Source organism: Janthinobacterium goodfellowi (assembly GCF_051380695.1).
Classification (GTDB): Bacteria; Pseudomonadota; Gammaproteobacteria; order Burkholderiales; family Burkholderiaceae_D; genus Janthinobacterium.
Map to the genome: position 1 here is coordinate 147,472 of NZ_JBNYXN010000005.1, position 26,943 is coordinate 174,414.

Consider the following 26,943-nt stretch of genomic DNA (forward strand, 5'->3'; position numbering starts at 1 on the left):
GCAAGAATGCGGGTGGTCATCGTCGATGACGAAGCGCTGGCGCGCGGCGTGTTGCGCGAATACCTGGCGCGCCACGACGATATCGACATCGTGGCCGAATGCGCCAACGGCTTCGACGCCGTCAAGGCCATCGCGGAACTGGCGCCGGAACTGGTGTTTCTCGACATCCAGATGCCGCGCCTGGACGGTTTCGAGGTGGCCGAGCTGATCGGCGCGAAGACAAGGCTGATCTTTGTCACGGCCTACGACCAGTACGCCTTGAAGGCGTTCGACTGCCATGCGCTCGATTATCTGCTGAAACCGTTCAGCGAACAGCGTTTCGAGCAGGCGCTGGCCCATGCGCGCACCAACCGCAGCACGTCGGACACTGTGCAAACGCTGGCGCGCGAGGCGGCCACGCGCGCCGCGCCGCTGGACCGCGTGCTGATACGCGACGGCGCCAAGGTCCACGTCATCGCCAGCGCGCGTATCGATTACATCGAGGCGCAGGACGATTACATCAGCATCCGTTCCGAGGGCAAGTCCTACCTGAAAAGCCAGACCCTGGCGGAGCTGGAAACCCAGCTCGACCCGGCCAAGTTCCTGCGCGTGCACAGGTCCTACCTGCTCAATATCGACGGCATCCGCCGCATCGAGGCGGCCACCAAGGACAGCCACGTGGCCATTTTGCGCGACGAGACGAGGATACCCGTGAGCAAGGCGGGGTATCAAAAGCTCAGATTGCTGGTGGGCTAGCAGGCCAGCTGCACATCCCACCACGTGGGCAAGAGTTGCCGTATTTCCGGCCGTGAAAAACGGTCGTCGATCAGGTACACGACGCCCTTGTCCGACTGGGTACGGATGACCCTGCCGGCCGCCTGCACTACCTTTTGCATGCCCGGATACAGATACGTGTAGTCGTAACCGGCGCCGAAGATGTCGCCCATGCGCTGGCGGATCTGCTCGTTGACGGGATTGATCTGCGGCAAGCCAAGGGTGGCGATGAAGGCGCCGATCAGGCGCGCGCCGGGCAAGTCGATGCCTTCGCCGAAGGCGCCACCGAGCACGGCAAAGCCGATGCCGCGCGTGTCCAGGCCGAAGCGGCCCAAGAATTGTGCGCGGGCACCGTCATCCATGCGGCGCGGCTGCTGCCAGATGGGCACGTTCGGATAATGCTGGGCAAACAGGGTAGCCGTCTTTTCCAGGTAATCGAAGCTGCTGAAGAAGGCCAGGTAGTTGCCCGGTGTTTCCGTGTATTGCTTTGCCATCAATTGGGCGATGGGCAGCAGCGAGGCGGCGCGGTGCTGGTAACGCGTGGAAATGGTGTCGGCCACGCGCACGGACAATTGTTCCGCCTGGAACGGCGATTCCACGTCGACCCAGGCCGTATCGGCCGGCATGCCCAGGGTATCGCTGTAGTAATTCCACGGGCTCAGGGTGGCCGAAAACAGGGCCGTGCTGTGGCTGGCCGCGAAGCGCTCTTTCAAAAAGGGGGCCGGCACGATGTTGCGGATGCAGACGGTGGAACCCGTGTCCGTTTTGCTGACATCGAACAGCGAGTGCTCGCCGAAACTCTCCGCCAGGCGGTTGATCAGCAGCACGTCGAAATAAAAGCGCTGCAAATCCTCGTCCAGGGCCGTGGCATGCTCGGCCATGTAGTCGCCGATGGCTGTCGCCACGCCTTGCAGGGCGTCAAAGAATTTGTCGGGCAGGGCCGCATGGACATGGTAATCGCCATCCTGCTCCTTGAGCAGGGCCGTCCACTGGCGCGAGAGGCGGTCCAGCGGCTTTTTCAGTCCCTCGGGGGCGAACTTGCGCAGCATTTTCAGGTCGATCTGCGCCAGTTCGGCCGAATACATGCTGCGCGCGCGCGACACCATATTGTGCGCTTCGTCGACCAGCACATTGACTTTCCAGTCGTGGGCCAATGTCATGCCGTACAGCATGGCGCTGAGGTCGAAATAATAATTGTAGTCGCCGATGACGACGTCGCTCCAGCGCGCCAGTTCCATGCCCAGGTAATACGGGCAAATACCCTGCTGCAAGGCGACGGCGCGCACGGCTTCCTTGTCGAGGATCAAACCGCTGGCCAGCGCCACCTCGCGCGCCAGCGGCAGGCGGTCGTAAAAACCCTTGGCCAGCGGACACGATTCGCCGTGACAAGCCTTGTCGGGATGTTCGCAGGCGCTGGTCTTGGCGCTCAGTTCCAGCACGCGCAAGGGCAGCAGCGGAGCGCTCTCCTTGAGGATGGCGCAGGCGTCGAGCGCCATCTGGCGGCCCGGCACCTTGGCGGCCAGGAAAAACAGTTTATCGAGGCCATGCGCGGCCGTCGCTTTCAACATGGGGAACAGGCTGCCCACCGTCTTGCCGATACCGGTGGGCGCCTGCGCCAGCAAACCGCAGCCGCGGCTGCTGGCCTTGTACATGGCTTCGGCCAGCTGGCGCTGTCCCGGGCGGAAGTCCGCGTGGGGAAAGGCCATGGCCGTGAGCTGCGCGTCGCGGCTGGCGCGGTGCGCCATTTCCTGCTCGGCCCAGTCGAGGAACAGCGCGCAATGCTGCTCGAAGAACAGGCGCAGCGCCTCGGCCGTGCATTCCTCGTGCATGACCGTTTCCTTCTGGCTGGCGATGTCGAAATACACGAGCGCCACGCGCAACATGGGCAAGTTCAGCTGCTGGCACAGCAAGTGGCCGTAGATGCGCGCCTGCGCCCAGTGCAACTGGCGGTGGTTGGCGGGCATGGCGTCCAGCTCGCCCCGGTAGGTCTTGATTTCTTCCAGCTGCCGGCGCGCCGGGTCGTAGCCATCGGCGCGGCCCCGCACGTGCAGGGGCCCGAAGTCGCCGCACAGGCTGATTTCTCGCTGGTAATCGTCATCGCGCCGGCCAGTGACGGTGGCGTGGCCGGCCATGCCTTCCTGCGCCGTGGGCGAGGGCGTGAAACGCAAGTCCAGGTCGCCCACCTTGGCCGTGAATTCGCACAGGGCGCGCACGGCAATCGTGTATTTCATGCACCCTCCCATTGCAGGTAGCACACGCTGACGGGCATGGCGTGTTCGGCGCAATACGCGATCCAGCGCAGCTGGTTGTCTTGCAGGCGGTCGCCCGGACCCTTGACTTCGATCATGCGATAGCGCCGTTCCGCCGGCCAGAACTGGATCAGATCGGGCAAGCCGCTGCGGTTGCTTTTGATATCGAGCAAGATGCGCTCGAACGCCTTCTTCAGATGAAAGGCCGGGATGCAGGCCAGCGTCAGGTCCAGCAAGCCGTCGTCCAGCGCCTCCCAGTTGACGAAGGGCGAGACGATGCCATGCTTGGCGGCAAAGGTGGCGCGGATGGCGGCGTGGTAGCTGCCGTCGTCCAGCTGCGCCAGGCAGGCGGCGAAGTCGATGCTGCGGCGCTGGTAAAAATCGGCGCTGTGCAAGTCGGCCGGGCCACGGTGGAACGGGTGGAAGAAGGCACCCGGCATGGCCTTAAAGATGGCGGGCCAGCACAGCAGGCCGAACAGCGAGTTGATCAGGGTGTTTTCCACGTAGTACACGGGTGCGTCGTGCTGCATCAGGTGCTGCTGCACCACGCTTTCCACGTAGCACGCTTGTTCAGGATACGGCAGCAGCAGGTCGATGCGCTCGACGGCGGCGGGGGCGCTGGCCGCCTGCTTCGCGTGGCCCAGCTTGCGCCGCAAGCGCGGCGCCATGCGCAGCAGCAATTGCTGTTCCGCCTCGCTTTCCGGCGCGGCCAGCGCGATTGTCAGGCGTTCGTAGGCCGCTTGCGGCTGCTCGTCTTTTTCCAGCACGCGGATGGCGCGGCCCCGGGCGCCCGGATAGCGGCAATCGGCATAGGCGCGGTAGGCGGCCGGCCAGTCCTGGCATTTTTCCAGGTGCTGGGCGATCTGGAAGCGCAGCTTGTCGCGCCGGCTGGCCAGCCAGGTATTATCCTCCGGCAATGGCAGCGCCGCCAGTTCCTGCAGCACTTCGTCCGCCGGCGCGCTGTCGTTGTAGCGCTCGCGGCACTGGTGCAGCACTTCATAGTGCTCGATATCCTGGCGCGTGCGAAAACCGCGCGACTCGGGCGAGAATTCCACTTTTTCATATTGATACACGCCCAGGTCGGAGAGCACGAATTCCGACCAGTCCTGGTGATAGTTGCCAAAGTAAATCAGGCGCAAGCGGTCGCACAGGGGCTGCAAACCGATGCGGTACAGCACGTCATCGGAGGCCGGATGCCAGGCGGAAAACGGTCTGTTTTCCGCATGCTGCCCGCGCAAGGCTTCCAGCTGCTCGGCCTTGCGCGCCGCCTTCAGGGGCGCGGCGAGACCGAAAGCCTGGGCGATTTCCGCTTTCAGCAGTTGATCGAACAGTTCTTCGAGCGCAATGACGGGATCGGCTTCCACCCATGCCAGGGCCAGCAAGGGCAGGGCGGCCGCGCGCGTGTCGCCGATTTCCGGATAATTGAGCTTGCTGGCGCGAAACAGGCAGCCCTTTCGCATGACGAGGCGCACGAACAGGGCGCGCGACGGCTGCGGCAGCTGGCCGAAGTCGGCGATGAAGCGCGTTTCTTCAGCACTCAGCAGATCGGCGTAACGCGCGCTGATCCAGCTCAGCACGTCCTGGAAATTATCCAGATAGTACAGGGGATTTTCCAGGACTCTCAACATGGTGGGGCAATAGGGCAAAGATGCAAGGTGACGGATTTTACTGTGTTTATATACAGTTTAAACCTTCATCCGCCGCTTGCCCAGCGATTTATGCTCAGCCAGCCGTGCTGTAGGCAAAACAGCTGTTGAACTTTTCGTAGGGAATCAGTTCCTCGCGCAGGCGGGCCAGTTCGATATCGGTCAGCAAGCCCCGGTGCGCTTCCTTGCGTCCCTTCGGCAACGCCACCTCGTAATCGAGGATGTCCCTGGCCAGCAAGGCTTGCAGCACTTCGGCTTGCCGCGCCGTCAGGTAGCGTGCATGCGTGCCCAGGGTGTTGGCCAGTTGCTCCCTGAATGCCTCGTCGCTGACCTCGTTATAGGTATCCTGATCGGCCATGCTGTTCAACAACATGTGGAACACGAAATCCTGCAGGTTTTTCGCCAGGTACTGCGCTTCATTCTGGTCGTGCCACAGCAGCACGATGGGCATGTCGCCATCGTGCTGGCCAGAAACGAAAAAACAGTAGTGGTCGCCCGCGCCCGTTTGCGCGAACGGGATGAAGCGGAAGGCGGGATCGATCTGCCGGTAATCGTCCGCATCCAGCAAGGTGTCCGCTGCTTCGGCCACGGCCTTGATATTGAGCAATTCGAAGTCGTCGGCATGCAGCAGCAGGGTGGGGCGCTCCGTCAAGGTGGGATAGACCAGCTTGTACCAGTCGGGCCCATATTCGCCCACGGCCAGCATGCCGTCGCGTTCCAGCTGCCGGTACAGCGCAGGATAGGTGAAGCCGTGTTTGCTTTCAATTTCTGACAGTGTCATGTTTGTCCTGTTCAACGTGGGTTATGGACGCATGATAGCCGAGGCCTTGTCTGGCACGCTTCACGGCGGCAATGATGAACATAATTAATAAACATTGAAGTTTGCTTGTGTGGCATGGTCAACGTATGCTTGCCAGACTAAAATTCGCCGAGCCCGCATGAAAAACATCATCCTGATTTCCGCCGCTTGCCTGCTGGCGCTGCTGTCGACCATCGGCGCCTCCTTGCCATACCCGATCCTGCCGCCGCTGTTCGCGGCTGAGGCGCCGAATGCCTTCAATAATTTCCTCGGCTTGCCATCCAAGCTGCTGTTCGGCCTGGCGCTGACGATCAATCCGCTGGGTTTGCTGATCGGTTCGGCCCTGCTGGGCCCCTTGTCCGACCGCTACGGCCGCCGTCCCTTGCTGATGCGCACGGCCGTGGGCGCCGCCATCGGCCATGCCATCACGGCCTGGGCCCTGGTGATCCAGTCCTATCCGCTGTTCATCGTCGCCCGTTTCATAACGGGTTTGCTGGAAGGTAACGGCGCCGTGGCGCGCGCCATGCTGGCCGACCAGCTGACGGGACCGCTGCGCCTGCGCGCCATGTCGTGGCTGAACGGCGCGTTCTACCTGGGCTGGCTGGTCGGGCCGATTTTGGCGGGCGCGACCCTGCATTGGGGCGTGACGGTGCCGTTCTGGATCGCCGCCGCCGCGCTGATGCTCGTCGCCGTGCTGGTGGCTGTCGGCTTGCCGCGCGAAACGCCCTCGCTATTGACGACGTCGTGGTGGCAAGTGGCGCGCGACCGCCATTCGCTCAATTTGCTGCGCCATGAGGAGCTGCGCACCCTGTTCATCGTGCAACTGGCGTTTACCTGCGGCGTGGCCAGTTTCTACGAGTTCTATCCGCTGTGGCTGGTCGAGACGGCCAATTACCATGCGCAGGCGATTGCCTGGGTGAATGTGGGCCTGTGCGGCACGATGACGGTCACGTCCTTGCTGGCGGGCGGTCCCAGCCGCCATGCGCCACTGTTGCGCGCCAGCTGGTATGCCTGCGGCGTGGCGCTGGCCGTCGGGATTTTGGCGCTGGGCAACATCTGGGTGGGCATCGCCGCCATCGTGCTGTTCGGCATTCCGAATGCGCTGTACAACACGGTGATACAGGGCTGGTGCGCCGAGCGCTTCAGCGCGCACGGGCAGGGCGCCGTGATGGGCTTGCTGGCCACCACCTTTTGCATCGCCAACATCGTCGTGGCCTTGAGCGGCTCCGTGCTGACCCTGATCGACACGCGCCTGATCCTCGTCGCGGGCGCCTTGTCCGCCGCCTGGGCCGCATGGCGCATGGCGGCCTGGCGCCGCCAGCTGGCCGGAACCGTCGAGGCGAAGGCTTGCCAGGATTTCTGCAGTTAGGCGCTGGCCATCTTTCGGCGGGTATGGGGGGCGACTATCTGCTGGAGGGGAGGTGGTGCGTGTACCGGCTCGTGCCGGTGGATGCGTCGTCGGCCGGGTTGTAGGTCGGGTTAGCGCTGCGCGCGTAACCCGACATCACCATTGGCGCCAACAATGTGTCGGATTACGCGCGGCGTTGCCGCGCTAATCCGACCTGCATCGTTACTTCTTGGCAGCCTTCGGCTTGGCGGCAGGCGCCGCCTTTTCAGCTGCGGCAGTGGCGCCGCTCGTCGCCTTTTCCGTGGCCTGCGCCACTTGCGCGCTGGCCTTGGCGATCTGCTCTTCCACGGTCTTCACGGCCTGTTTCGTGGCCTTGGTCACTTGCTCGTAGCCGAGGAAGGCGTTGTCGATGGCGGCCTTGACGATGGCGACGGCGTTTTCCGAGCCTGGCGGCACGTTCTTCGTGACGTCGTAGATCAGGGCGCTCAGATTGCTTTTCGCCTCGGCCACGTGGGCTTCGGCGGCCGTGGTGAATTCCGTGTGGATTTCCTTGATGATGTCGTCGAGTTGCTGTTTATACGCCTTCGCGCCGGCCACGCCCGGTTGCAGCTGGGCAGCGGCGGCGGCCATGGCGGCCTTCGGATCCTTGGCCTGGCTGATTTCCTTGCCGGCGGCAAGGCCATCCTCGATGCCGGACTTGGCGGTGGCCATGTTCAGCGCCAGCACCTGTTCCACGCCTTGCACGGCCTTGGAGGTGAGGGTGTTGAAGGTCATCAGCTGGAATTCAAACAGGGCCTTGGTGGCCGATGCGAATTGTTCGGGATTCGTAAACATGTGGTCTCCTCGGTTTGAATAGATACGTTCTTATCGTTCCATACTCTTTCGACGCCGCATTGCCATCGCTTGATCTCAAGCCGGTGCCCCGTGTGGTCATGGCCCCATTATTTAGCAAGCGCCGGTTTTTCGCAACGGCTATCTTTGTATGGTCCCGAGGCCAGTTCCCAGCCAAATCCCAGGGTGGACTGGGCGCATGACAGGGTGCCGTCGATCTTGCTGCGCCATTTGTACCAGGGGGCCGGTCCGGCCGAGGCGTACGCGCAGGCGGCCAGCAGGGCTGTGGCGATCAGGTATTTCATAGGTGCTCCGAAAGAAAAGCTTGCGGGTATTGTAGCGCGCCTGCCGGTCAGGGCGCGGGCGATTGCGGCGCTGCGGCGGGCAGTTGCAGGGTGAAGGTGGTGCCGCTGGCCTCGCCAGTGTTGCTTATGGCGTCGATATGGCCGCCCAGCACGCCCGTGACGATGTTGTGCGCCACATGCAGGCCCAGGCCCGAGCCGCCCGAACCGAGCTTGGTCGTGAAGAAGGGGTCGTAGACATGCACGAGATCGTCGGCGGCGATGCCCACGCCCGTGTCGGCGATGGACAGGGTGATCGTCTGTCCGTCGTCGCTGCCGCGCGCCGTGATGGCGATGGTGCCGCCGCTGCGGCCCTCGAAGGCATGGCGCAGGCAGTTCTCCACCAGGTTGCTCAGCACCTGGCCCAGCGGGCCGGGATAGCTGTCCATGGCCAGATCGTCCGGCACGTCCTGCGTCAGGCTCAGGCCGGCGGCCTTGAGCGGCGTGGACAGGGGCAGCATCAGCTCGGCCACGAACTGGCGCAGCAGGAAATGGCGGCGCTGCGAACTGGCGCGGTCGACGGCGATCTGCTTGAAGCTCGACACGAGGTCGGCGGCGCGCTGCAGGTTGCGCAGCATGATGGCGTCCGCCTCGCTGGCCTGGGTCAGGTAGGCGCCCAGTTCGGAGCGGCGCAGGCCGTCGAGGAAGCTGGCCTGGATTTCGCGCGTGCGTTCGGCCATCGTGGTGGCCACCACCAGGCCGTTGCCGATTGGTGTATTGAGTTCATGCGCGATGCCGGCCACCAGCGCACCGAGTGCGGCCAGCTTGTCGCGGCGCACCAGTTCTTCTTGCGTGATGGACAGGTTTTCCAGCGCGGCGGCCAGTTCGAGGTTCGTTTGCTCCGAGTGTTCCTTGGCCTGCGTCAGGGCCGCCGTGCGTTCGGCCACCAGCTCTTCCAGGTGGGCGCGGTGGCGCTGCAGCTCGCGTTCGTGGCGCATGCGGCCAATCGCGATGCCGGCCAGGTCGGTCGCCGTGTCGATCAGTTCCAGGTCGCGCGCATCGGGCTGGCGCACTTCGCGGTAGTACATGGCGAAGGAGCCGAGCACGGCGCCATCCTGGCCGAAGATGGGGCGCGACCAGCAGGCGCGCAAGCCGAACGGCGCGGCCAGCTCGCGGTAGGGTGCCCACAGCGGGTCCAGCATGATGTCGCTGACCACCACCGGTTCGCGCAGGAACATGGCCGTGCCGCACGAGCCCACGCCGGGTCCGATGGCCGCGCCTTCGAGCAGGGCCATGTAGTCGGGCGGCAGGCTGGGGCCGGCCGCGCTGTGCATGTGGACGCCGTCGTCGTCGAGCAGCATGATGGAACACAGCACGCCGCGCGACTGGCCCTCGATCAGCAGCAGCAGCTGGTTCAGCGTGGGGATCAGGGGCGCGCCCTTGGCGACCATTTCCAGCAGGGCGCTCTGGCCCGAGCGCATCGCTTCGGCGAGGTTGCGTTCGGTCAAGTCGATGATGCGCGCATGCACGAGCTGGCGGCCCGGCACGGACAGGCGCATCAGGCGGATTTCGCAGGCGATCGGGTGGCCGTCGCGGTGGCAGCAGCTGGCGCGGAAGACGACGATCTTGCCTTGCAGGGTATCGCGGATCTTTTCTGCCAGCAGTTGCGGCGAGGCGCGGCCATCGCTCTGATGCTTGGGGAACAGCGGTTCCATGCCGCCTTGCAGCAGTGCGGCCAGCGGCAGGCCGAACAGGTCTTCGGCCAGGTGGTTGGCGTCGATCAGCAGGTTGTTGTCGATATCGAACAGCAGCACGGCGTCGGGCGAGCCGGCCAGGATCGAGTGGTAATTGACTTCCAGCGTTTGCGGATGCACGGGGCGAGGCGGCGCGGCGGGCGTGGCGAAGGGCCTGGCGGCGGGCGCCTCGGCCTTGTGCAGCGCCAGTTCCATGAGGATCTTTTCCGCCACGTCGCGCGCATTGAAGGGCATCTTGATGTAGTCGGAAGCGCCGGCACCCACGCTGCGGCCCTGTTCCTCGGCGCTGGGCGTGGCCGACATCAGCAGCAGGGGCACGCTGTGGCGTCCGCCCGCATTGCGCAGGCGCATGCAGGTGGCACCGATATTCGAGCCCGCCAGGGCCGCGTCGAGCAGGATCAGGTCCGTGCCGCCGGCCGCCAGTTCCACGCCTTCGTCGATATCGCCCGCCAGCCCCGTGCCCAGGTTATGCCGGTCCAGCACATACAGCAGTTCGCGCACATCGTTCGGCGAATTGCTGACCAGCAGCACATTGGCCCGGTCGGTGATGGAAGAAATCAACTGGTTCATGGTGTCGCGCCCTTACGCGGTTCATGGGCCTAGTATTACATCAAGGCAAGTAGGAGTAAACGATAATTCTTGATGACTAAAAGCAAGAGCCGCAGCGTCCGTTCAGGCGGCGTTTTGCGCGTCGGGCGCCATGGCCAGGTCGGCGCGCGCCTGTTCGATGCGCGGGTAATTATCCTCGATCCAGTCGACCAGCACGGCCAGGCGTTCGGCCGCCTCGCGTCCCAGCGGCGTGAGGCTGTATTCCACCTTGGGCGGGATCACCAGATACGCCTGGCGCAGCACGAAGCCGTCGCCCGCCAGCGCTTCCAGGGTTTGCGCCAGCATTTTTTCGCTGACGCCGCCCACTTCGCGGCGCAGTTCGCTGAAGCGCCGGGTGCCGCTCAGCAGCAGCACCAGCACCAGCACGGCCCAGCGGCTGGTCAGGTGGCTGAGCACGGCACGCGAGGGGCAGGCGGCCGCCAGCAGCTGCGCGCCCTGGTTCTGGCGGGCGAGGGCGGCGCGCAGGCTGGCACCGGGAGTGTCTGTGGACATGATAGTTGGCCTTCAATGTGAGGTCATTCATACTTACCAAAAGGTACGTACTTACAATAAGTAAGTAATAGTCCTATTATAGGGTTTTACGACCCACCTTCCAAGGAGAAATCATGATCGTCATTACCGGCGCCACAGGCAACCTGGGCCAGCACGTCATCGCCAATCTGCTCAAATCCGTCCCCGCAGCCAACATCATTGCCGCCGTGCGCAACCCGGCCAAGGCCGCCGGCCTCGCCGCCAAGGGTGTGCAAGTGCGCCAGGCCGATTACAACGATGGCGCCAGCCTCGATGCGGCATTCAAGGGCGCGACGAAGATCTTGCTGATCTCGTCGAGCGAAGTGGGCCAGCGCGCGCAGCAGCACCAGAACGTCATCGATGCGGCCAGGCGCGCCGGCGTGTCACTGCTGGCCTATACCAGCGTCTTGCGCGCCGACACCTCGCCGCTGGGCCTGGCCGCCGAGCATGTGATCACGGAAGCGGCCATCCGCGCGTCCGGCCTGCCGTACACATTCCTGCGCAACGGCTGGTACCTGGAAAACCATACGGAACACCTGGCACCCGTGCTCGAGCATGGCGTCGTGCTGGGCGCGGCGCAAAACGGCCGTTTCTCGTCCGCCGCGCGCGCTGATTATGCGGCGGCCGCCGCTGCCGTGCTGACGGCGGCCCAGCCGCAAGCCATCTATGAACTGGCCGGCGACCATGGCTTTACCCTGGCCGAGTATGCGGCCGAAGTGGCGCGCCAGTCGGGCAAGACGATCGTCTATAAAGACTTGCCGCAGGCGGATTTCAAGGCGGCGCTGGTGAGCGTGGGCGTGCCGGAAGGCTTTGCGGACCTGCTGGCCGATTCCGATGCGGGCGCGGCCAAGGGCGCCCTGGAAGACCACGGCAAGCAATTGAGCGCGCTGATTGGCCGTCCGACGACGACCTTGCTTGACGCCGTGAAGGCGGCGCTGGCCAAGTAAGGGGAGGGTGCCGCAGGTTGGGAATACCGCGCGGCATTCTGGAATGAAAAAAGCCGCAAACTCGTGAAAGTTTGCGGCTTTTTTGCGAATTAGGTAATGGTGCCCACGAAGGGACTCGAACCCCTACACCCGAAGGCACATGGACCTGAACCATGCGCGTCTACCAATTCCGCCACGTGGGCACTGATGTTGCTTGTTGCTTACTGCGATATCTCACTACTGTACTGCGGATTACAACGAAAACGACTCGTTGCTGGTGGTGCCCACGAAGGGACTCGAACCCCTACACCCGAAGGCACATGGACCTGAACCATGCGCGTCTACCAATTCCGCCACGTGGGCATTGTGCTGCTTTTGCTGCTTGCTTGCTGTCTGCTGCGTGTTCTGCAGCGACGGACAAAATAATAAGGGTTGGCGGCGATTCGGTCAATGAACATTTTGCTCTTTTCTTCAAGAAACCCCCTTTTCCGCTGAAAAAAGGGTTTTCCCTATGAGAAATGGCTGAAAACTGCCTGTTTTTTCAGCGTATTCAGCGTCGTTGCTGCAGTGCCAGCAGCATCAGTGCCAGGCATAGCAGCGGGAAGGTGCCCGGCGCCGGGATCGCGTTCGGGGCGATATCCCAGCCGATGGCGTCGAGAGCGATCAAGTCGTTCCAGCGCAGGCGCAGCAATTCGCCGTACGCCACCGTCGGGTCCATAATGCCCAGGTGTAAGTTGTCGCGCCAGTGGCTGGCCTGGTCGCCATCGCCGTGATAGCTGCCGTTGGCAAACAGGGGGCCGCGCGTCGCGCCGCCGTCGAGCGAGAAATATTTGTCGCGGTTGTCGGCCGTCCAGTCGATCACGCCGGCCGCGGCGCTCTCGGCCGAATAGCGGAACAGGTCCAGTCCCGAGACGTAGGTAAATTCCGTGTCGTCATACGGGCCGCCCAGCGGCGGCGAATTGTAGTCGAGGATGTCCACGCCGCTGATAAAGCCCAGTGCGTGGCCGATTTCATGCATGGCCACGCCGATGAAGTCGATGCTGTGGGCGTCGATGCCATTGCCGGGATCGAAATCGAAGTTGAAATCGCTGTTGAACTGGATGAAGCCATCGCAATTGCCGATGCAGCCATCCAGCGATTGGGCTGGCGGCGCCAGGCCGACGGCCTTGGCTTCGGCATTGCTCAGGGATAGATACTGATTGTTGGCGTCGCCATTGTTGTCGACATAGGGCAGGGCGCTGCCGGGGCCGTTGGGGTTGTTGGCCGTGCGGTTGATCAGCATGCCGACGCTGTCGCCCGTTGGCAGGTGCGCCAGCGCCCGCTGGTCGATGGTGGATGTGGCGTCGGCGGCGAGGGCGCCGCGAAAGTCGCTGTAGCGGTAAAACGCTTCCGACGAGCCCGTTTGTCCCAGGATATTGCCGCCCAGCGAATTGAATCCCACCGTCAGGTCGATGGTGACATTGTCTTTCAGTACGCGCGACCAGCGCGCGGCGGCCGCCTGGAATCCCTGCTGCGCCTGCAGCGAAGTGCCGGGCACGTATTGCAGATGGAACAGGGGCGAGGCGATGGCGCTGGCGGGCAAGATCAGGGCGAGGACGGCGACGAGGCTTTTCATGGCGGCGCTCCGGAATGGCGATGCCATCCTGCAGGCAAGAAGCATGCTCGGCTTTAAAATCAGGGACTTGGCGTGTACGCGGTGGGCAACTGTCAAGAATGGCGACAGGATGTGCCGGGACTGGAAATGAAAAAAGCCGCAAACTCGTGAAAGTTTGCGGCTCTTTTGCGAATTTTGGTAATGGTGCCCACGAAGGGACTCGAACCCCTACACCCGAAGGCACATGGACCTGAACCATGCGCGTCTACCAATTCCGCCACGTGGGCACTGATGCTGCTTTGCTGCTTTCTTTGCGTGTTCTGCAGAGAAGGCAGGATCATAGAGGCTGCCAGCCTGGCGGTCAATGAAAAAATACGCAAAACGTGAAATAAATGCGGGACGGCCGCTGGCAGGGGAGCCGCCATGAAAAAAGCCGCAAACTCGTGAAAGTTTGCGGCTTTTTTGCGAATTAGGTAATGGTGCCCACGAAGGGACTCGAACCCCTACACCCGAAGGCACATGGACCTGAACCATGCGCGTCTACCAATTCCGCCACGTGGGCACTGATGCTGCTGTGACTTACTACTTTTACTGCTCGAGTACTTGTTGCAAAATAACTTTACAGCAATTCTGCTATTATAGCGACTTGAAGAGTTTTGCGCCAGATGAGCTTTCGCTCCATACTGCACATCAACCCTGTACCGCTTTCCTGCAACTGCATTCCCGTGAAGGTTTGTCGCTGCAAGAGACCGAGATTATAGAGCAATATTTGCCGAAGTCAAATGCATTGCGCAGCTTTTCTCCTTTTTTTCATCGGCGGGGCACTTGTTCGGTTTCCGCTACGCTGTCCGTTAGGCAAACCAAGGCGTCCTCCGGTACACTACCGGACATCACCGTGTCAATATTGACGGTGATGTCATCGGTCTTTGTCTTCCGTTTGATCACTGTCAATAACAACTATAGAAATACTTTTGAGCCAAAATACCCACACCATCCCCAGCCGGGAGGACATTCTCGGCATATTCCGCAGCGTCAACGCGCCTCTCGACCCGCAGTCTCTCGGGAAAACGCTGCAAGTGCATGCCGATTCCATGGATGTCCTGGTCCGTCGCCTGAAGGCGATGGAGCGCGACGGCCAGCTCAAGTCTGACGCCAGCGGTGTTTTCAGCCTGGCCGACCAGAGCGCGCTTGTCGCCGGTCGCGTCATGAGCCACCGCGACGGCTTCGGCTTCGTCATTCCCGACGACGCCAGCGCCGACCTGTTCCTGCCCGAGAAAGAAATGCAGAAAGTACTGCATGGCGACAAGGTCATGGCCCGCATCGTCGGCACGGACCGCCGCGGCCGCCCGGAAGGCACGATCGTCGAAGTCACGCAGCGCGCCAATACCCACGTCATCGGCCGCCTGATCCAGGAAAACGGCACCTGGGTCGTGGCGCCGGAAGACCAGCGCATCGGCCAGGACATTCTCGTCACCGGTTCGGTGGGCAAGGCGAAGGCCGGCCAGATCGTCAGCGTCGAGCTGACCGAGCAACCGATGCGCTTCAAGCAGCCGGTCGGCAAGATCGTCGAAGTGCTCGGTGCCCTGGATGATCCCGGCATGGAAATCGAGATTGCCGTGCGCAAATTCAATGTGCCGCACATCTTCTCCGCCGCCGCCTTGAAACAGGCGGAAAAACTGCCGTTCGAAGTGCGCGCCGCCGACCTGAAAGACCGCGTCGACCTGCGCGACGTGCCGCTCGTCACCATCGATGGCGAGGACGCGCGCGATTTCGACGATGCCGTGTATTGCGAACCCGTCAAGGTCGGCCGCGCCAACTGCTTCCGCCTGATCGTGGCGATTGCCGACGTCAGCCATTACGTGAAACCGAACGACGCGCTCGATATCGACGCGCTCGAACGCAGCACGTCCGTCTACTTCCCGCGCCGCGTGATTCCGATGCTGCCGGAAAAGCTGTCGAACGGCCTGTGCTCGCTGAACCCGGCCGTCGACCGTTTGACCCTCGTCTGTGACGCCGTCGTCAGCGACAAGGGCGAACTGAAGGCTTACCAGTTCTACCCGGCCGTGATTCACTCGGCCGCGCGCCTCACGTATGACGAAGTCGCCGCCGTGCTGGGCAACACCAAGGGACCCGAAGCGGCACGCCGCGCGGACATCCTGCCGCACCTGCAAAACCTGGAAGCCGTCTACCGCGCCTTGCTGAAAGCACGCACGGAGCGGGGCGCCATCGACTTCGAGACGACGGAAACGTATATCGTCTGCAATAGCGCGGGCAAGATCGAAAAAATCATCCCCCGCACGCGCAACGAAGCGCACAAGATCATCGAAGAGTGCATGCTGGCGGCCAACGTCTGCGCAGCCGATTTGTTGCTGCGTAACAAGCACCCCGGCACCTACCGCATCCACGCCAGCCCGACCAAGGAAAAGCTCACGCAAGTGCGTACTTTCCTGAAACAGGTTGGCTTGAACCTGACGGGCGGCGACACGCCATCGGCATCCGATTACCAGACTTTGATGCAGCAGATCAAGCAGCGTCCAGACGCGGCCCTGCTGCAAACGATGCTGCTGCGCTCGATGCAGCAAGCCGTCTACAGCCCGGACAATATCGGTCACTTCGGCCTGGCCTACGAGGCGTATGCCCACTTCACCAGCCCGATCCGCCGCTATCCGGACCTGCTGACGCACCGCGCCATCAAGGCCATCCTGCAAGGCAAGAAATACGAGCCGAAACTGTCCGACAAGGTCGTGCTGAACACGAACGTGTCGAACGCCACGCGCAAGCAGCAGGCGAAGGACAAGGCCGACGGCAAGCCGAAGAAGACGGACCTGACCATCTGGGATGCGCTGGGCGTGCATTGCTCGGCCAACGAGCGCCGCGCCGATGAAGCGTCGCGCGACGTGGAAGCGTGGCTCAAGTGCTACTTCATGCAGGATAAATTGGGCGAGGAATTCACCGGCACGATCACCGGCGTGACCACCTTCGGCGTGTTCGTCCAGCTCGACACCCTGTTTGTCGAAGGCCTGGTGCACGTCACCGAGCTGGGCACCGATTACTTCCAGTACGACGATGCGCGCCATGAATTGCGCGGCGAACGCACGGGCAAGCGCTACCAGCTGACCGACCGTTTGACGGTGCAAGTGGCGCGTGTCGACCTGGAAACGCGCAAGATCGACCTGCGCCTGGTCACCGATGCGGAACTGGCGGGCGACGAAGCGCCGGCCAAACAGTCTGGCGGCAAGCGCAAGGGCGAAAAGAAATCGATGGTCAAGCCCGGTCCTGCGACCGAGCAGCGCCATGAGATCAAAGCCAGCGGCAACAATGGCGGCAAACCGGGCAATGGTTCCGGCGGCCGTTCCAACGGCGCCAAGGCGCAAGCCAAGGAAGCCCCCAAGGCCGCCGCACCGAAGCGCAGCAAGAAACCAGCCGCGGCAGCCGCTGCGGCGGCACCACGAGCAGCAAAAACTGTATCAAAATCAAGCAAGAACAAGCGATAAAAGAAACGATAACAAATGAAGAATAAAATGATTTTCGGCTTCCACGCCGTCACCTCGCGTCTGCGTCATGAAGCGTCGTCCGTGGAAGAAATTTTCGTCGATGCCAGCCGCGTCGACGGCCGCATGAAGGACATGATCGCCGCCGCCAAGGCGGCCAACGTGCGCGTCATGCCCGTCGACTCGTCGCGTCTCGATAAAATCGTCGGCACGCGCCGCCACCAGGGCGTGATCGCGTTTGCCTCGCAATTGTCGCTGGCGCGCAATCTCGATGAGCTGCTGGACGCCATCGACGGCCCGCCGCTGCTGTTGATTCTCGACGGTATCACCGACCCGCACAACCTGGGTGCCTGCCTGCGCGTGGCCGACGGCGTCGGCGCCCATGCCGTCATCGTGCCGAAGGACCGTGCCGTGGGCTTGAATGCCACGGCCGCCAAGGTCGCCAGCGGCGCCGCCGAAACCGTCCCGTACATCACCGTGACGAACCTGGCGCGCACCATGCGCGAACTGAAAGAGCGCGGCATCTGGCTGATCGGCACGTCGGATGACGGCGAAAAAGGCTTGTACGAAGCCGATTTCACGGGCCCGACGGCCCTGGTCATGGGTTCCGAAGGCGAAGGCATGCGCCGCTTGACGCGCGACACCTGCGACATCCTCGTCAGCATCCCGATGTTCGGCTCCGTCGAGAGTCTGAACGTGTCGGTCGCCTCCGGCGTGTGCCTCTACGAAGCCCGCCGCCAGCGTATCGCGAAAGAAGGCTAAAAAACGTCCAGGGCGGCGTTGCATTGCCTCGCCGTACTTTTGTACTGTCTTCGGCAATGCGCCTTGCCCTGAACGTTTTGTAGCGCTTCTTTGATATGCCGCCGCCCTTGAGGCGGCGGTTGTTTATCTGCCCCTCCGGCAGCACGCCGCCGAATACGCTACCATTTGCATTCCACCTTATCCATTTTCATTATGTTCCACCACCTGCGCGAAGATATCAACAGCATCATTGAACGTGACCCCGCCGCCCGCAACGGCTGGGAGGTGCTGACCTGTTATGCCGGCCTGCACGCCATCGTCATGCACGGCTGGGCGCACTGGTGCTGGACGCGGCACATGAAGTGGGTAGGGCGCTTCATTTCGTATATCGCCCGTATCATCACGGGCATCGAAATCCATCCTGGCGCCGTCATCGGTCGGCGCGTCTTCATCGACCATGGCTTCGGCGTGGTGATCGGCGAGACGGCCGTCGTCGGCGACGACTGCACCATCTACCAGGGGGTCACTTTGGGCGGCACCTCGCTGCACAGCGGCGCCAAGCGCCATCCGACCCTGGAGCGCGGCGTCATCGTCGGCGCCGGCGCGCAGGTGCTGGGCAGCTTCACGGTGGGCGAGTACGCCAAGGTGGGCTCGAACGCCGTGCTGCTCAAACCCGTGCCGTCCGGCGCAACGGCCGTTGGCAACCCCGCGCACATCGTGCAAAAGGATGTCAGCGCGCTGCGCGAAGGCAGCACGGCGCATCTGTTTGCCGCGTATGGCGTCACGCCCAACGGCGACGACCCGCTGTCGAAAGCCCTGCAAGGCCTGATCACGCACGCCGTGGCGCAGGAACAGCGCATCGAAACCATCCTCGCCACCCTGAAGGCGGCGGGCATCTGCTGCCAGGGCGTGCCCGAGTGTGATAAATTCGATTCCGAGCAAATGAACAAGCTGGTTGATTAAGGATACAGGCATGAATACTGATGTGACGGCAGGCGAAAAAAGCAATGACAATCCGAATCTGCTCGACCCCTTCGAGATCCGCGTGCTGGCCGTGCTGGCCGAAAAGGAAGCGCTGACGCCGGACAGCTATCCGCTGTCCCTGAATGCGCTGACGAACGGCTGCAACCAGTTGTCGAGCCGCGACCCCGTCATGGCCTTGTCCGAGGAAACCGTCTATGACGTGCTGCAGCGCCTGATGCAGCGCAAATTCGTCAACGGCATCACGCAGGCGGGCGCGCGGGTCGCCAAGTACGAGCACCGCATGCGCATCAAGTGGTCGCTGGAGCAAGATAAACTGGCCATCCTGACGATCCTGATGCTGCGCGGCCTGCAGACGGCGGGCGAGATCCGCAGCCGCAGCGGCCGCGTGCATGAATTCAAGTCGGTGGCGGAAGTGGAATCGGGCCTGCAATTCTTGATCGACAAATACCCGCCGCTGGTGGCCAGGCTGGCCGTCGCGCCCGGCGCCAAGGAGCCGCGCTACGGCCATCTGCTGGGCGGCGAGGAAGCGCTGGCGCAGAGCGAGACGGCGGCAGGTTTTGCGGGCGCCGTCAGCGCGCCGCAGCAGGGCAGCCGTGTCGCCCAGCTGGAACAGGAAGTGCTGCAATTGCGCAGCGATTTCGACGGCCTGGCGGCGCAGTTCGAGGCGTTCCGCAAGCAGTTCGATTAATCTTCCGGGCGCGCGCCTATTGGGCCTGCGGGTCGAAATAAGCGGTCCAGGTCAGGCTGGAAGGGGCAAGGCCCTGCGCCTTGCCAAATTGCGCAATGGCCTTGCGCGGTTTTGCCAGGCCCGCCAGGGCCACCCCCAGGTTGTAATGGGTATGGCTGTCCGCCGAGCCCAGCTTGAGCGCCGTTTCCAGTACGATGACGGCTTCCTTGTACTTGCCCTGGTCACACAGTACGGCACCGAGGCAGGTGATCAGGGCCGTGTCTTGCGGGGCGGCCTGCAAGGCGCTGCGCAGCACGGCTTCAGCTGCCGCCATGTGCGCTTCCCAGCGCCCGGCATCGCCTTCGGCCAGCCGGATATGCGCCTTGCTTGCGGCGATGGCGTCCATTGCGCCTTAGCCAGGCCAGGCGGCGGCATTGCTTCCGGTTTCATCATCGACGCTGTCGAAGCCCTTGATGTCCTTGACGGGCAGCCGGGCGAGCGCTTCGGTCAATGGTTCCACTGCGGCATCGGCGTCGCCGTCTTCCAGGGCTTCACGGTCGACTTTCTCCATCAGCTGCCAAAATTTTTCTTCGTTCATGGTGCATTCCAGGTAAATGGTCCATCGATACTGAAAGAGCTCAGGCATGCAATGCCGGTGGCGCGATGCGTCCCGTCTGTGCATTCTGAGCTTGTTTAGAATATCATCTTGCCCGAATGCCAAGCGCACAGTTTCCCCAAGTAACTTTTTGCATTCGACACCACAGACAATTCGCATAGGCGGCCTCCACGCATGACTTTTTCCTTCCTGTGCCGCAGCTGCGGCGAGATCCACACGGGCATGCCCAGCTTCGGCGCCGACGCGCCGTGGCTGTACGAGCAGATGGCGCCCGCCGAGCGCGCAGCGCGCTGCCAGCTCGACAGCGATGCCTGCATCGTCGACGAAACGTACTGCTTCGTACGCGCCACCATCGACATCCCCGTGCATGGCTTTGACGAGCCGTTCAGCTGGGGCGTGTGGGTGTCGCTCAGCGGCGAGAGCTTCGATGCATGGGATGCCTGCTTCCACGACGCCAAGCGCGTACACGTCGGGCCCTTTTTCGGCTGGCTCAGCACGCAGCTGCCCGTGTATCCCGACACCCTGAACCTGAAAACCCGCGTGCACCTGCGCGACGACGGCCTGCGGCCCTACCTCGAGCTGGAGCCGACGGACCATCCGCTGGCCGTGGAGCAGCGCGACGGCATCACGGGGGAGCGGGTGGCCGAGCTGTATGCGCGGCTGGCGCATGGCGCGTGACAAGCCCGCCTCGTGCCGCCATCACAAACTGTCATTCTTATGCGGCGCGCATATGGCGTATCCATCCTCATTCAAAGGAAATTCATGAAATTTGCAATCCGAATCGTACTGGGTCTATCGCTGATCTGTGTCGCCCCCGCATTTGCCGCTGCCACGGCGCCCGCGGCGCAGTCCGGGGTATCCAGCCCGGCACACCTTAAAGCCGTGCAGGATCTGCTTGGCGCGATGCAGATTGAAAAGGTGCTGAAGGGCGTCGCCGCCCGTAGCCGCTACCCTGCCGAAAGCCAGAAGCAGGCAGTGCTGGCCAAGCTGGACAAGATTCCGCCTGCGGAGATTTACCAGCGCCTAGCGCCGGCGCTGACGCGCGCCATCTCCGTCGATACGGCGATCGAGATGCAGCGCTTTTATAGCACCCCCTACGGCAAGCAGGTGATCTACAAGAAGTACAACTCCGGTGCGCAGCTCATCATGCCGGGCATGACGCCGGCAGTGCCGCCGGAAGAAAAGAAGGAGCGCAAGCGCGCCGCCTATGTCCGGGCCAGCAAGGAGCTTGCGGAGGCTGAGCCGGCGATCGAGCACGAAGCGTTCAAGCTTCTGCAGCTGATCAATAAGGAAAAACGCTGAGCTGCCGGGCAATCCGCCTGCCGCCCGTGGGCCTCCGTAAGCGATAGCGGATGCGCGCGCGGCTGAATGTTTTCATCTCGGCATAGAGGAAAAATATGCAAGTCATGCGTATCGTTGCCAATTTTCCCGCGCCGGAACCGGCGCGGGCACGCACCTTTTACGAGGACGTGCTGGGGCTAAGCCTGTTAATGGACCATGGCTGGATCATGACGTACGGTTCGCAAACCCAGATGGGCGTTCAGGTGAGCTTCGCCACGGAAGGCGGCTCGAACACTGCAGTGCCAGACCTTTCCATTGAAGTCGATGACGTGGATACGGCATTTGAAAGAATGGCCGCAGCAGGGTTTCCCATCGAGTATGGGCCTGCCGATGAACCCTGGGGCGTCAGGCGGTTTTTCGTGCGTGACCCCTTCGGCAAGCTCATCAATATTCTGTCGCACACGTAGGCGGGGTATCAACGGCAGCCGGCCGCAGGCATGCGCCCAGTGGCAAGTATCAGGCTGGCATCACGGAGCGGCGGGTTGCCGTGGATCAAGCGGTCCCTGTCGATCCGGCCCCGTTTCCGGTATCATTCGGCATGAATAATATTTCCTTCCAACCGTTTATCATTGGTGTCGCTGGCGGAAGCGGCAGTGGCAAGTCAACCGTATCACAGCAGGTGCTGGCGTCGTTCGGCGCCGACATGGTCTCGGTCGTGATGCAGGACGATTACTACTGCGACCAAACCCACCTCTCCCCCGAAGTCCGGCGTCAGCAGAATTACGACCATCCGCAGGCGTTCGAGTGGCCCTTGCTGGTGCAGCACATCCAGGCCTTGCGCAATGGCGAGGCGATCGAGATGCCGGAGTACGACTTCACGCTGCACAACCGCTCCAGCCGGACCATTCCCGTCAAGCCGGCGCCGGTGATCGTCATCGAAGGCTTGTTTGCCTTGTATGACGAAGACTTGCGCGACATGATGTCGCTGAAGATTTTTGTCGACACGGCCTCCGACGTGCGCTTCATCCGCCGCATGCAACGCGATATCACGGAACGCGGCCGTTCCGTGGAAAGCGTCATCGAGCAGTATCTGGAAACGGTACGCCCGATGCACAAGCAATTCATCGAGCCCACCAAGCGCAATGCCGATGTGATTTTGCCGCACGGCGCCAACGGTCCCGCGGTCGACATGATCACGGCCAAGGTGGCCAGCGTCATCGGCCGCCTGAAGCCTGCCCGCTAAAAGCAGGCTGCTTCAGCGCTCCCCCATCGATTCCGAGAACGTCTTGGTGATCGGTTTCGTCAGGTAGCGCAGCACCGTCTTGCGGCCCGTGTTGATTTCCACGGTGGCCGTCATGCCGGGCTGGATCAGGATCGGCTCGCCATTCTTGCCCATCAGGTTGCGCCCGCTGGTCTTGATCTGCACGCGGTAGTACGGCTGTTCGTTGCCCTTGTTATCCTCGCTCAGGGTGTCCGCGCTGATGTAGCTGACGGTGCCGCGCAGGCGGCCGTAGATGCCGTAGTCGTAGGCGTCGAGTTTCACGGCCGTGGGCAGGCCCGGCTTGATGAAGGCGATGTCGGCCGGTTTGACTTTCGCCTCGATGATCAGGTCATCGTCCGTCGGCACGATCTGCAGGATTTCCTCGCCCGGCTTGGCCACGCCGCCCAGGGTGGTGAGCCGCACGTTGCGCACGATGCCGTCCGTGGGCGCGTAAATGTCGGTCGAGCCCAGCTGCTCCTTGCGCTGCGTCACTGTCTGCAGCACGCCGGCCAGGTCTTCCTGGGCTTTCACCAGGTCCGTCTGGCTGTCTTGCAGGTATTTGTTGCGACGGTTGGTGATCTGCGCCTGGATATCGACCACCTGCCGCCGCAGTTTCAGCACTTCGGCGCGGCTCACGTCCCCCGTTTCCAGCAGCGGCAGATTCATTTCCAGCTCTTCCTTGATCAGCTTCATGGCGCTGTCCAGCGAACCCACTTCGGCCTGCACGGCGCCCTGGCGCTTGCTGAACAGGGCCAGCTGGTTGGCGCGAAATTCCGGAAACGCCTGCAGTTCGGGCGGGAACTTCGGCGCGCCGCCAAACACCTCGGCCTGCAGGCGCGCCACGGCCGCCTTCAGGCCGGCCGCCTTGGCCGTGCTTTCCAGGTAGCTCGTCTCGGCGCGCGTGCGGTCGAAACGGGCCAGCAATTCTCCCTTTTTCACGACGCTGCCTTCGTGCACGCGCAGTTCGGCCAGCACGCCGCCGTCGGCCACCTGGATGATCTGGTTGCGCGAGCTGGCGATCACCTGGCCGTTGGCGCGCGTGACCTGGTCCAGCTCCGCCCATGACGCCCAGGCGATGACACCCGCCAGCGCCGCCGTGCAGCTCCAGATCAGCACCCGGCCGCGCTTCGCTTCCTCTTTCGTTTCGATTTTGGCCAGTTTCATGCGACCGCTCCTTGCGGCGCGGGCGCGGCCACCGGCGCGGTTGCGGGGCTGGGCACGGCCTGCGGCTTGCCAGACAGCTTGGCCAGGACAACGTCGCGCGGGCCGTCGAGCAACGCCCGTCCCGCCTGCAGCACCACCAGGCGGTCCAGCAGGGGCAGCAGGGCGTTCTTGTGCGTGGTGGCGACCATGGTCACGCCTTCGGCGGCCAGTTCGCCCAATAGGCCCACGATGCGCGCTTCCGTTTTCGCATCCATGGCGCCCGTCGGTTCGTCGAGCAGCCAGATGCGGGGCTTGGCCAGCAGCAGGCGCGTGACGGCGATCAATTGCCGCTGGCCGCCCGAAACGCCCCGTCCGCCCTCGGTAATGGCCAGCGCCAGGCCCCGCGGCTGGCCCAGTATCAGCTCGATCAGGCCCGTGCGCCTGGCCGCCGCCAGGATCGCTTCCTCGCCCGGGTCGGCCAGTCCCAATAACAGGTTGTCGCGCAGGGTACCGCTGAACAGCCGCGTTTCCTGCGGCAGGTAGCCGACCATTTCGCGCACCACGGCCGGCGCCAGCAGGGCCATGTCGACGTCGCCCAGGTACACCTTGCCTTCGGCCGGCTGGTACAGGCCCGAGGCCAGTTTCAGCAGGGTGCTCTTGCCCGAGCCGATGGCGCCCACCAGGCCGACGCGTTCGCCGGGATGGATGGCCATGCTTTCCACTTCCAGCGCCACCTTTTGCGCGCCGCCATACGTAAAGCGGATGCGTTCGAAGCGCAAGCCCGTATCGAGGCTGCGCGGCGTGAGCGCGAACTGCGCGTTGTCCGCTTCGTTGGGCAGGCTGATGACCTGTTCCAGGCCGTCGATCGAGGCGCGCGCATGCGCCCACTGCACCATCACGGCGGGCAGCTGCACGATGGGCATCAGGGCGCGGTTGCTGATGATGGTGCACGCCATCAGCGCGCCCATGGTCATCTGGTTCTCGGCCACGAACCACGCGCCCATGGAGATCAGCGCCACGTTGGTCAGCTGCTGGAAGGCGGCCGTGATGTTTTGCGACAGGGCCGCATAGTCGCGGATATTCTGTTCCGCGTGGCTGCTCTCGGCCACCAGTTCGGCCCAGCGCGACTGCATCATCCATTCGGCGCTGCTGCCCTTGAGGGTTTCCACGCCGTCGACGGCTTCCACCAGCAGGCCCGCCTTGCGGTTGCTGGCGTTGAGGTTCTTGCGCGTGTGATTCTCGATGGCGCGCTGGAACATCAGGCCGCACACGAGGGCCAGCGGCAGGGCCACCAGCGGTACCACCACCAGCCAGCCGCCGATGATGGTGATCATGGCGAGGAAAATCAGTGCGAAGGGCACGTCCGTGAGCACGAACAGCGAAGTCGACGTGAGCACGCCGCGCACCATTTCAAAGCCTTTTACCTGCGCCGCCAGGGTGCCGACGGAAGCGGGGCGCGCCTCCATGCGGATGCCCAGCATGCGTTGGAAAAACCACTCGGACAATTCATGGTCGACGTCATTGCACGAGTGGTCGACGATGCGGCTGCGCACCTGCTTGAGGATGAATTCCAGGCCGATCGACAGGGCCACGCCCACCACCAGCACCCACAGGGTGCTGAAGCTCTGGTTCGGGATCACGCGGTCGTACACCTGCATGGAAAACAGCGAGGTGGCCATGGTCAGCAGGGTCACCAGCGCGGTGGCCAGCACGGCGTCGACAAACACGCTTTTCTTCAGCCACAGGGCGTTGCGCACCAGCCCCAGAGCGCCGGGGCGGGCGCCGCTTTTTTCGCTGCGGCGCGGCAGGCCCACGCAAGCCAGGCCGGCCAGCGATTCCAGCTGCAAGGCGCGGCCTTCGATGCCTTCGCCGCGCCAGGCGCCGTCGGCGCCGCGCGACTGCAGCAAGCCCCAGCCCGTGCTGGCGCTGTAGACGGCAAACGGCAGCTCGCCCGGCGTCGGCTCGTGCAGCGGGCGCGCCGCGCCCTCCAGCCCGGCCGCCTGCCAGATGGCGGTCAGGACCATGGCGGGCGCGCCGGTGTCATCGACGTCGTCGAGCTGGCGCTGCAGGTCGGCCAGGCGCGCGGCAGCCAGGTGCTGGCCCGTCAGGCGGGCGGCCCGGTCGATGAGTGTCAGCAAGCCGTGTTTGATGGAGGTATCCACGCTGTCTCCTGTGTGCATCATGTCGGTGTCAATTCGTGCGTGCCATGCCCGCCGGCGCCGTGCGGCCGGCCAGGGTGCCCGTTTGCGCGGCCAGGCGCAGGCTGGCGGCAATCGCCTGCGCGCGCGTGTCTTCCAGCGAAAACTGCGCCTGGGTTGCTTCGCGCACGGCGTTGAGCACATCGTTCCAGCTCTTGCGGCCGATCACGTACTGGCGCGCATACGATTCGAACACCTGCGTCGAGGTGGTGCTGGCCTCGCCCGCATTGCCCAGGCGCTGGCGGCTCGCCTCGGCCTCGTTCCAGTCCAGCGTGAAGCGCTCGCGCACGTCGCGCTCGGCCGCATCGTGCGCCGCGCGCGCGCCTTCGCGCCGGGCCACGGCGGCATCCACGCCGGCCTTGGCCGACAAGCCGGCGCCCGGCTGCGCCTGCAGCACCAGCATGGCGCGCGTGCGGTTGTCGGCGTTGATGCCGCCCGTGGGCTTTTCCATGCGCAGCACGACTTTCGGCATGTAGGCCGAGCGCTGCAGGGTGATCTCGGAATCGGCGGCCTGCGCCTCGAAATCGAGGCGGTGCAGGGTGGGGGAGTAGTCGATGGCCTGGCGCATGACCCGCTCCAGGCTGGCGTCGGGCAAGGGCTCGCCCACGCCGATGCCCGCGCCGGTGACCAGGCGCACGGGTTTGCCGGCCAGTTGCGACAGCTGCGCCAGCGCGTTTTCCTGCGCCTGGCGCGCATTCGACACGTCGTTGGCCGCCTGGTAGGCGCGCGATTCGGCCAGGCGCTGGTCCGTTTGCGAACTGACCGATTGCGCCACGCGGCGCTTGATCATGTCCAGCAGGCGCTGGTGCTCGGCCAGGCCCTCTTCGGCCGAGCGCATGCGGGCCGTCTGGCGCAGCGCCTCGGTGTAGGCGGCGATCACGCGCAGCGAGAGGGTCAGGCGTTCTTCCTCGATGGCCGCGCCGGCCGCGTCGACCCGGCTGCCGGCCGCATCGATGCCGGCGTCGATGCGCCCGCCGCTCCACAGCGGCTGCTCGATGCGCACCACGCCGCCCGTTTCACGCGACCCCGTGGGCACTTCGGCCGACAGGCTGGGGAAGCGCTGCCACTGCGCGCCATCGAGTTCGGCGCGCGCGGCCGCCTGCGCCGAGCGCTTACCCTGGACGGCGGGATGGCTTTGCAGCGCCTGCTGCAAGACCTGGTCGAAACTCCAGGCCGTGGCGCCCTGGGCGCCGGCGAAAGAGGATACCGATGCCATGGCCATCGCCGCCAGCAAGGCCGCACCATGAGGCAGTAAGAACAA

24 protein-coding genes and 4 tRNA genes are annotated in these 26,943 nt (G+C 63.6%); 11 read left to right on the plus strand and 17 right to left on the minus strand.

Going from position 1 to position 26,943, the window contains the following annotated elements; all coding sequences use genetic code 11:
* Window positions 1-6 precede the first annotated feature (6 nt).
* Window positions 7-735, plus strand: coding sequence for a LytR/AlgR family response regulator transcription factor (locus ACQ4WQ_RS19605; RefSeq protein WP_436499742.1), 729 nt, complete (start codon window positions 7-9; stop codon window positions 733-735).
* Here ACQ4WQ_RS19605 and ACQ4WQ_RS19610 read toward each other — a convergent pair.
* From ACQ4WQ_RS19610 to ACQ4WQ_RS19620, 3 genes are all read right to left on the minus strand, one after another.
* A complete protein-coding gene (locus ACQ4WQ_RS19610) occupies window positions 732-2,984 on the minus strand; it encodes an ATP-dependent DNA helicase (protein WP_436499334.1) in 2,253 nt (750 codons plus the stop codon). The genes ACQ4WQ_RS19605 and ACQ4WQ_RS19610 overlap by 4 nt on opposite strands.
* A complete protein-coding gene (locus tag ACQ4WQ_RS19615) occupies window positions 2,981-4,630 on the minus strand; it encodes a VRR-NUC domain-containing protein (protein WP_436499336.1) in 1,650 nt (549 codons plus the stop codon). The genes ACQ4WQ_RS19610 and ACQ4WQ_RS19615 overlap by 4 nt, the downstream gene beginning before the upstream one ends.
* Window positions 4,631-4,724: 94 nt before the next feature.
* Window positions 4,725-5,429, minus strand: coding sequence for an SMI1/KNR4 family protein (locus ACQ4WQ_RS19620; protein WP_326459390.1), 705 nt, complete (start codon window positions 5,427-5,429; stop codon window positions 4,725-4,727).
* A gap of 157 nt (window positions 5,430-5,586) precedes the next feature.
* Here ACQ4WQ_RS19620 and ACQ4WQ_RS19625 point away from each other — a divergent pair, with 157 nt between their 5' ends.
* Window positions 5,587-6,816: an MFS transporter gene (locus ACQ4WQ_RS19625; protein ID WP_326459391.1), complete on the plus strand. Its 1,230-nt coding sequence runs from the start codon at window positions 5,587-5,589 to the stop codon at window positions 6,814-6,816.
* 201 nt (window positions 6,817-7,017) lie between these two features.
* Here the strand turns inward: ACQ4WQ_RS19625 and phaP are convergent, their stop codons facing one another.
* The 4 genes from phaP to ACQ4WQ_RS19645 form a co-directional block, all read right to left on the minus strand.
* A complete protein-coding gene (phaP, locus tag ACQ4WQ_RS19630; protein ID WP_326459392.1) occupies window positions 7,018-7,629 on the minus strand; it encodes a TIGR01841 family phasin in 612 nt (203 codons plus the stop codon).
* Between the two features lie 107 nt (window positions 7,630-7,736).
* A complete protein-coding gene (locus tag ACQ4WQ_RS19635) occupies window positions 7,737-7,931 on the minus strand; it encodes a hypothetical protein (RefSeq protein ID WP_070290785.1) in 195 nt (64 codons plus the stop codon).
* Window positions 7,932-7,978: 47 nt separating this feature from the next.
* The gene (locus tag ACQ4WQ_RS19640) at window positions 7,979-10,231 is read right to left on the minus strand and encodes an ATP-binding protein (protein ID WP_436499339.1); all 2,253 of its coding nucleotides are present in this window, start codon (window positions 10,229-10,231) and stop codon (window positions 7,979-7,981) included.
* Between the two features lie 102 nt (window positions 10,232-10,333).
* Window positions 10,334-10,762, minus strand: a complete 429-nt coding sequence (locus ACQ4WQ_RS19645; protein ID WP_436499341.1) for a winged helix-turn-helix transcriptional regulator — start codon at window positions 10,760-10,762, stop codon at window positions 10,334-10,336.
* Window positions 10,763-10,875: 113 nt separating this feature from the next.
* On the opposite strand from ACQ4WQ_RS19645, the gene ACQ4WQ_RS19650 reads away from it, so the two are divergent.
* Window positions 10,876-11,727: an SDR family oxidoreductase gene (locus ACQ4WQ_RS19650; RefSeq protein ID WP_436499343.1), complete on the plus strand. Its 852-nt coding sequence runs from the start codon at window positions 10,876-10,878 to the stop codon at window positions 11,725-11,727.
* Between the two features lie 97 nt (window positions 11,728-11,824).
* Here the strand turns inward: ACQ4WQ_RS19650 and ACQ4WQ_RS19655 are convergent.
* The 5 genes from ACQ4WQ_RS19655 to ACQ4WQ_RS19675 form a co-directional block, all read right to left on the minus strand.
* Window positions 11,825-11,909: transfer RNA gene (locus ACQ4WQ_RS19655), tRNA-Leu, on the minus strand.
* A gap of 75 nt (window positions 11,910-11,984) precedes the next feature.
* Window positions 11,985-12,069: transfer RNA gene (locus ACQ4WQ_RS19660), tRNA-Leu, on the minus strand.
* 187 nt (window positions 12,070-12,256) lie between these two features.
* On the minus strand, window positions 12,257-13,321 hold the full coding sequence (locus tag ACQ4WQ_RS19665) for an NF038122 family metalloprotease (RefSeq protein ID WP_436499345.1): 1,065 nt from the start codon (window positions 13,319-13,321) through the stop codon (window positions 12,257-12,259).
* A 181-nt stretch (window positions 13,322-13,502) separates the two neighbouring features.
* Window positions 13,503-13,587: transfer RNA gene (locus tag ACQ4WQ_RS19670), tRNA-Leu, on the minus strand.
* Window positions 13,588-13,777: 190 nt separating this feature from the next.
* Window positions 13,778-13,862 (minus strand) — tRNA-Leu (locus ACQ4WQ_RS19675).
* Window positions 13,863-14,271: 409 nt separating this feature from the next.
* Between ACQ4WQ_RS19675 and rnr the strand changes: the two genes are divergently transcribed.
* From rnr to ACQ4WQ_RS19695, 4 genes are all read left to right on the plus strand, one after another.
* Window positions 14,272-16,794 carry a ribonuclease R gene (gene rnr / locus ACQ4WQ_RS19680; protein WP_436499347.1) on the plus strand — a complete coding sequence of 841 codons (2,523 nt, stop codon included), beginning with the start codon at window positions 14,272-14,274 and terminating at the stop codon, window positions 16,792-16,794.
* A 15-nt stretch (window positions 16,795-16,809) separates the two neighbouring features.
* On the plus strand, window positions 16,810-17,553 hold the full coding sequence (gene rlmB / locus ACQ4WQ_RS19685) for a 23S rRNA (guanosine(2251)-2'-O)-methyltransferase RlmB (protein WP_034784003.1): 744 nt from the start codon (window positions 16,810-16,812) through the stop codon (window positions 17,551-17,553).
* A 192-nt stretch (window positions 17,554-17,745) separates the two neighbouring features.
* Window positions 17,746-18,495, plus strand: coding sequence for a serine O-acetyltransferase (gene cysE, locus ACQ4WQ_RS19690; protein ID WP_326459027.1), 750 nt, complete (start codon window positions 17,746-17,748; stop codon window positions 18,493-18,495).
* A 10-nt stretch (window positions 18,496-18,505) separates the two neighbouring features.
* Window positions 18,506-19,204, plus strand: a complete 699-nt coding sequence (locus ACQ4WQ_RS19695; protein ID WP_436499349.1) for a YceH family protein — start codon at window positions 18,506-18,508, stop codon at window positions 19,202-19,204.
* A 16-nt stretch (window positions 19,205-19,220) separates the two neighbouring features.
* Here the strand turns inward: ACQ4WQ_RS19695 and ACQ4WQ_RS19700 are convergent, their stop codons facing one another.
* Window positions 19,221-19,589 carry a tetratricopeptide repeat protein gene (locus ACQ4WQ_RS19700; RefSeq protein ID WP_436499351.1) on the minus strand — a complete coding sequence of 123 codons (369 nt, stop codon included), beginning with the start codon at window positions 19,587-19,589 and terminating at the stop codon, window positions 19,221-19,223.
* A gap of 6 nt (window positions 19,590-19,595) precedes the next feature.
* Complete coding sequence (locus tag ACQ4WQ_RS19705) at window positions 19,596-19,781, minus strand: DUF4240 domain-containing protein (RefSeq protein WP_436499353.1); 186 nt, start codon at window positions 19,779-19,781, stop codon at window positions 19,596-19,598.
* 192 nt (window positions 19,782-19,973) lie between these two features.
* Between ACQ4WQ_RS19705 and ACQ4WQ_RS19710 the strand changes: the two genes are divergently transcribed.
* From ACQ4WQ_RS19710 to udk, 4 genes are all read left to right on the plus strand, one after another.
* Window positions 19,974-20,477: a DUF2199 domain-containing protein gene (locus tag ACQ4WQ_RS19710; protein ID WP_436499354.1), complete on the plus strand. Its 504-nt coding sequence runs from the start codon at window positions 19,974-19,976 to the stop codon at window positions 20,475-20,477.
* An 84-nt stretch (window positions 20,478-20,561) separates the two neighbouring features.
* On the plus strand, window positions 20,562-21,101 hold the full coding sequence (locus ACQ4WQ_RS19715; RefSeq protein ID WP_436499356.1) for a hypothetical protein: 540 nt from the start codon (window positions 20,562-20,564) through the stop codon (window positions 21,099-21,101).
* Window positions 21,102-21,196: 95 nt separating this feature from the next.
* On the plus strand, window positions 21,197-21,547 hold the full coding sequence (locus tag ACQ4WQ_RS19720; RefSeq protein ID WP_436499358.1) for a VOC family protein: 351 nt from the start codon (window positions 21,197-21,199) through the stop codon (window positions 21,545-21,547).
* Window positions 21,548-21,678: 131 nt separating this feature from the next.
* Window positions 21,679-22,323: a uridine kinase gene (udk, locus tag ACQ4WQ_RS19725; RefSeq protein ID WP_326459034.1), complete on the plus strand. Its 645-nt coding sequence runs from the start codon at window positions 21,679-21,681 to the stop codon at window positions 22,321-22,323.
* A gap of 12 nt (window positions 22,324-22,335) precedes the next feature.
* Here the strand turns inward: udk and ACQ4WQ_RS19730 are convergent, their stop codons facing one another.
* Genes ACQ4WQ_RS19730 through ACQ4WQ_RS19740 form a run of 3 tightly spaced genes read right to left on the minus strand, consistent with a single transcriptional unit; the run spans window position 22,336 to window position 26,898 of the window.
* Complete coding sequence (locus tag ACQ4WQ_RS19730) at window positions 22,336-23,505, minus strand: HlyD family type I secretion periplasmic adaptor subunit (protein ID WP_436499360.1); 1,170 nt, start codon at window positions 23,503-23,505, stop codon at window positions 22,336-22,338.
* Window positions 23,502-25,646, minus strand: coding sequence for an ATP-binding cassette domain-containing protein (locus ACQ4WQ_RS19735; RefSeq protein WP_436499362.1), 2,145 nt, complete (start codon window positions 25,644-25,646; stop codon window positions 23,502-23,504). Before ACQ4WQ_RS19735 ends, ACQ4WQ_RS19730 begins: the two co-directional genes overlap by 4 nt.
* A gap of 28 nt (window positions 25,647-25,674) precedes the next feature.
* Window positions 25,675-26,898 (minus strand): TolC family protein, encoded by a 1,224-nt coding sequence (locus tag ACQ4WQ_RS19740; RefSeq protein ID WP_436499364.1) that lies wholly within the window; start codon window positions 26,896-26,898, stop codon window positions 25,675-25,677.
* Window positions 26,899-26,943: the final 45 nt, after the last annotated feature.

Excerpts from the sequence above, each read along its gene's own strand:
- ACQ4WQ_RS19730 (WP_436499360.1), bottom strand. The coding sequence starts at position 23,505 with ATGAAACTGGCCAAAATCGAAACGAAAGAGGAAGCGAAGCGCGGCCGG.
- rlmB (WP_034784003.1), top strand. The coding sequence starts at position 16,810 with ATGAAGAATAAAATGATTTTCGGCTTCCACGCCGTCACCTCGCGTCTG.
- ACQ4WQ_RS19705 (WP_436499353.1), bottom strand. The coding sequence starts at position 19,781 with ATGAACGAAGAAAAATTTTGGCAGCTGATGGAGAAAGTCGACCGTGAA.
- ACQ4WQ_RS19610 (WP_436499334.1), bottom strand. The coding sequence starts at position 2,984 with ATGAAATACACGATTGCCGTGCGCGCCCTGTGCGAATTCACGGCCAAG.
- ACQ4WQ_RS19710 (WP_436499354.1), top strand. The coding sequence starts at position 19,974 with ATGACTTTTTCCTTCCTGTGCCGCAGCTGCGGCGAGATCCACACGGGC.
- ACQ4WQ_RS19740 (WP_436499364.1), bottom strand. The coding sequence starts at position 26,898 with ATGGCATCGGTATCCTCTTTCGCCGGCGCCCAGGGCGCCACGGCCTGG.
- ACQ4WQ_RS19615 (WP_436499336.1), bottom strand. The coding sequence starts at position 4,630 with ATGTTGAGAGTCCTGGAAAATCCCCTGTACTATCTGGATAATTTCCAG.
- ACQ4WQ_RS19715 (WP_436499356.1), top strand. The coding sequence starts at position 20,562 with ATGAAATTTGCAATCCGAATCGTACTGGGTCTATCGCTGATCTGTGTC.
- ACQ4WQ_RS19635 (WP_070290785.1), bottom strand. The coding sequence starts at position 7,931 with ATGAAATACCTGATCGCCACAGCCCTGCTGGCCGCCTGCGCGTACGCC.
- ACQ4WQ_RS19695 (WP_436499349.1), top strand. The coding sequence starts at position 18,506 with ATGAATACTGATGTGACGGCAGGCGAAAAAAGCAATGACAATCCGAAT.
- cysE (WP_326459027.1), top strand. The coding sequence starts at position 17,746 with ATGTTCCACCACCTGCGCGAAGATATCAACAGCATCATTGAACGTGAC.
- ACQ4WQ_RS19650 (WP_436499343.1), top strand. The coding sequence starts at position 10,876 with ATGATCGTCATTACCGGCGCCACAGGCAACCTGGGCCAGCACGTCATC.
- ACQ4WQ_RS19645 (WP_436499341.1), bottom strand. The coding sequence starts at position 10,762 with ATGTCCACAGACACTCCCGGTGCCAGCCTGCGCGCCGCCCTCGCCCGC.
- ACQ4WQ_RS19700 (WP_436499351.1), bottom strand. The coding sequence starts at position 19,589 with ATGGACGCCATCGCCGCAAGCAAGGCGCATATCCGGCTGGCCGAAGGC.
- ACQ4WQ_RS19720 (WP_436499358.1), top strand. The coding sequence starts at position 21,197 with ATGCAAGTCATGCGTATCGTTGCCAATTTTCCCGCGCCGGAACCGGCG.
- udk (WP_326459034.1), top strand. The coding sequence starts at position 21,679 with ATGAATAATATTTCCTTCCAACCGTTTATCATTGGTGTCGCTGGCGGA.
- ACQ4WQ_RS19625 (WP_326459391.1), top strand. The coding sequence starts at position 5,587 with ATGAAAAACATCATCCTGATTTCCGCCGCTTGCCTGCTGGCGCTGCTG.
- phaP (WP_326459392.1), bottom strand. The coding sequence starts at position 7,629 with ATGTTTACGAATCCCGAACAATTCGCATCGGCCACCAAGGCCCTGTTT.
- ACQ4WQ_RS19605 (WP_436499742.1), top strand. The coding sequence starts at position 7 with ATGCGGGTGGTCATCGTCGATGACGAAGCGCTGGCGCGCGGCGTGTTG.
- ACQ4WQ_RS19640 (WP_436499339.1), bottom strand. The coding sequence starts at position 10,231 with ATGAACCAGTTGATTTCTTCCATCACCGACCGGGCCAATGTGCTGCTG.
- ACQ4WQ_RS19620 (WP_326459390.1), bottom strand. The coding sequence starts at position 5,429 with ATGACACTGTCAGAAATTGAAAGCAAACACGGCTTCACCTATCCTGCG.
- ACQ4WQ_RS19665 (WP_436499345.1), bottom strand. The coding sequence starts at position 13,321 with ATGAAAAGCCTCGTCGCCGTCCTCGCCCTGATCTTGCCCGCCAGCGCC.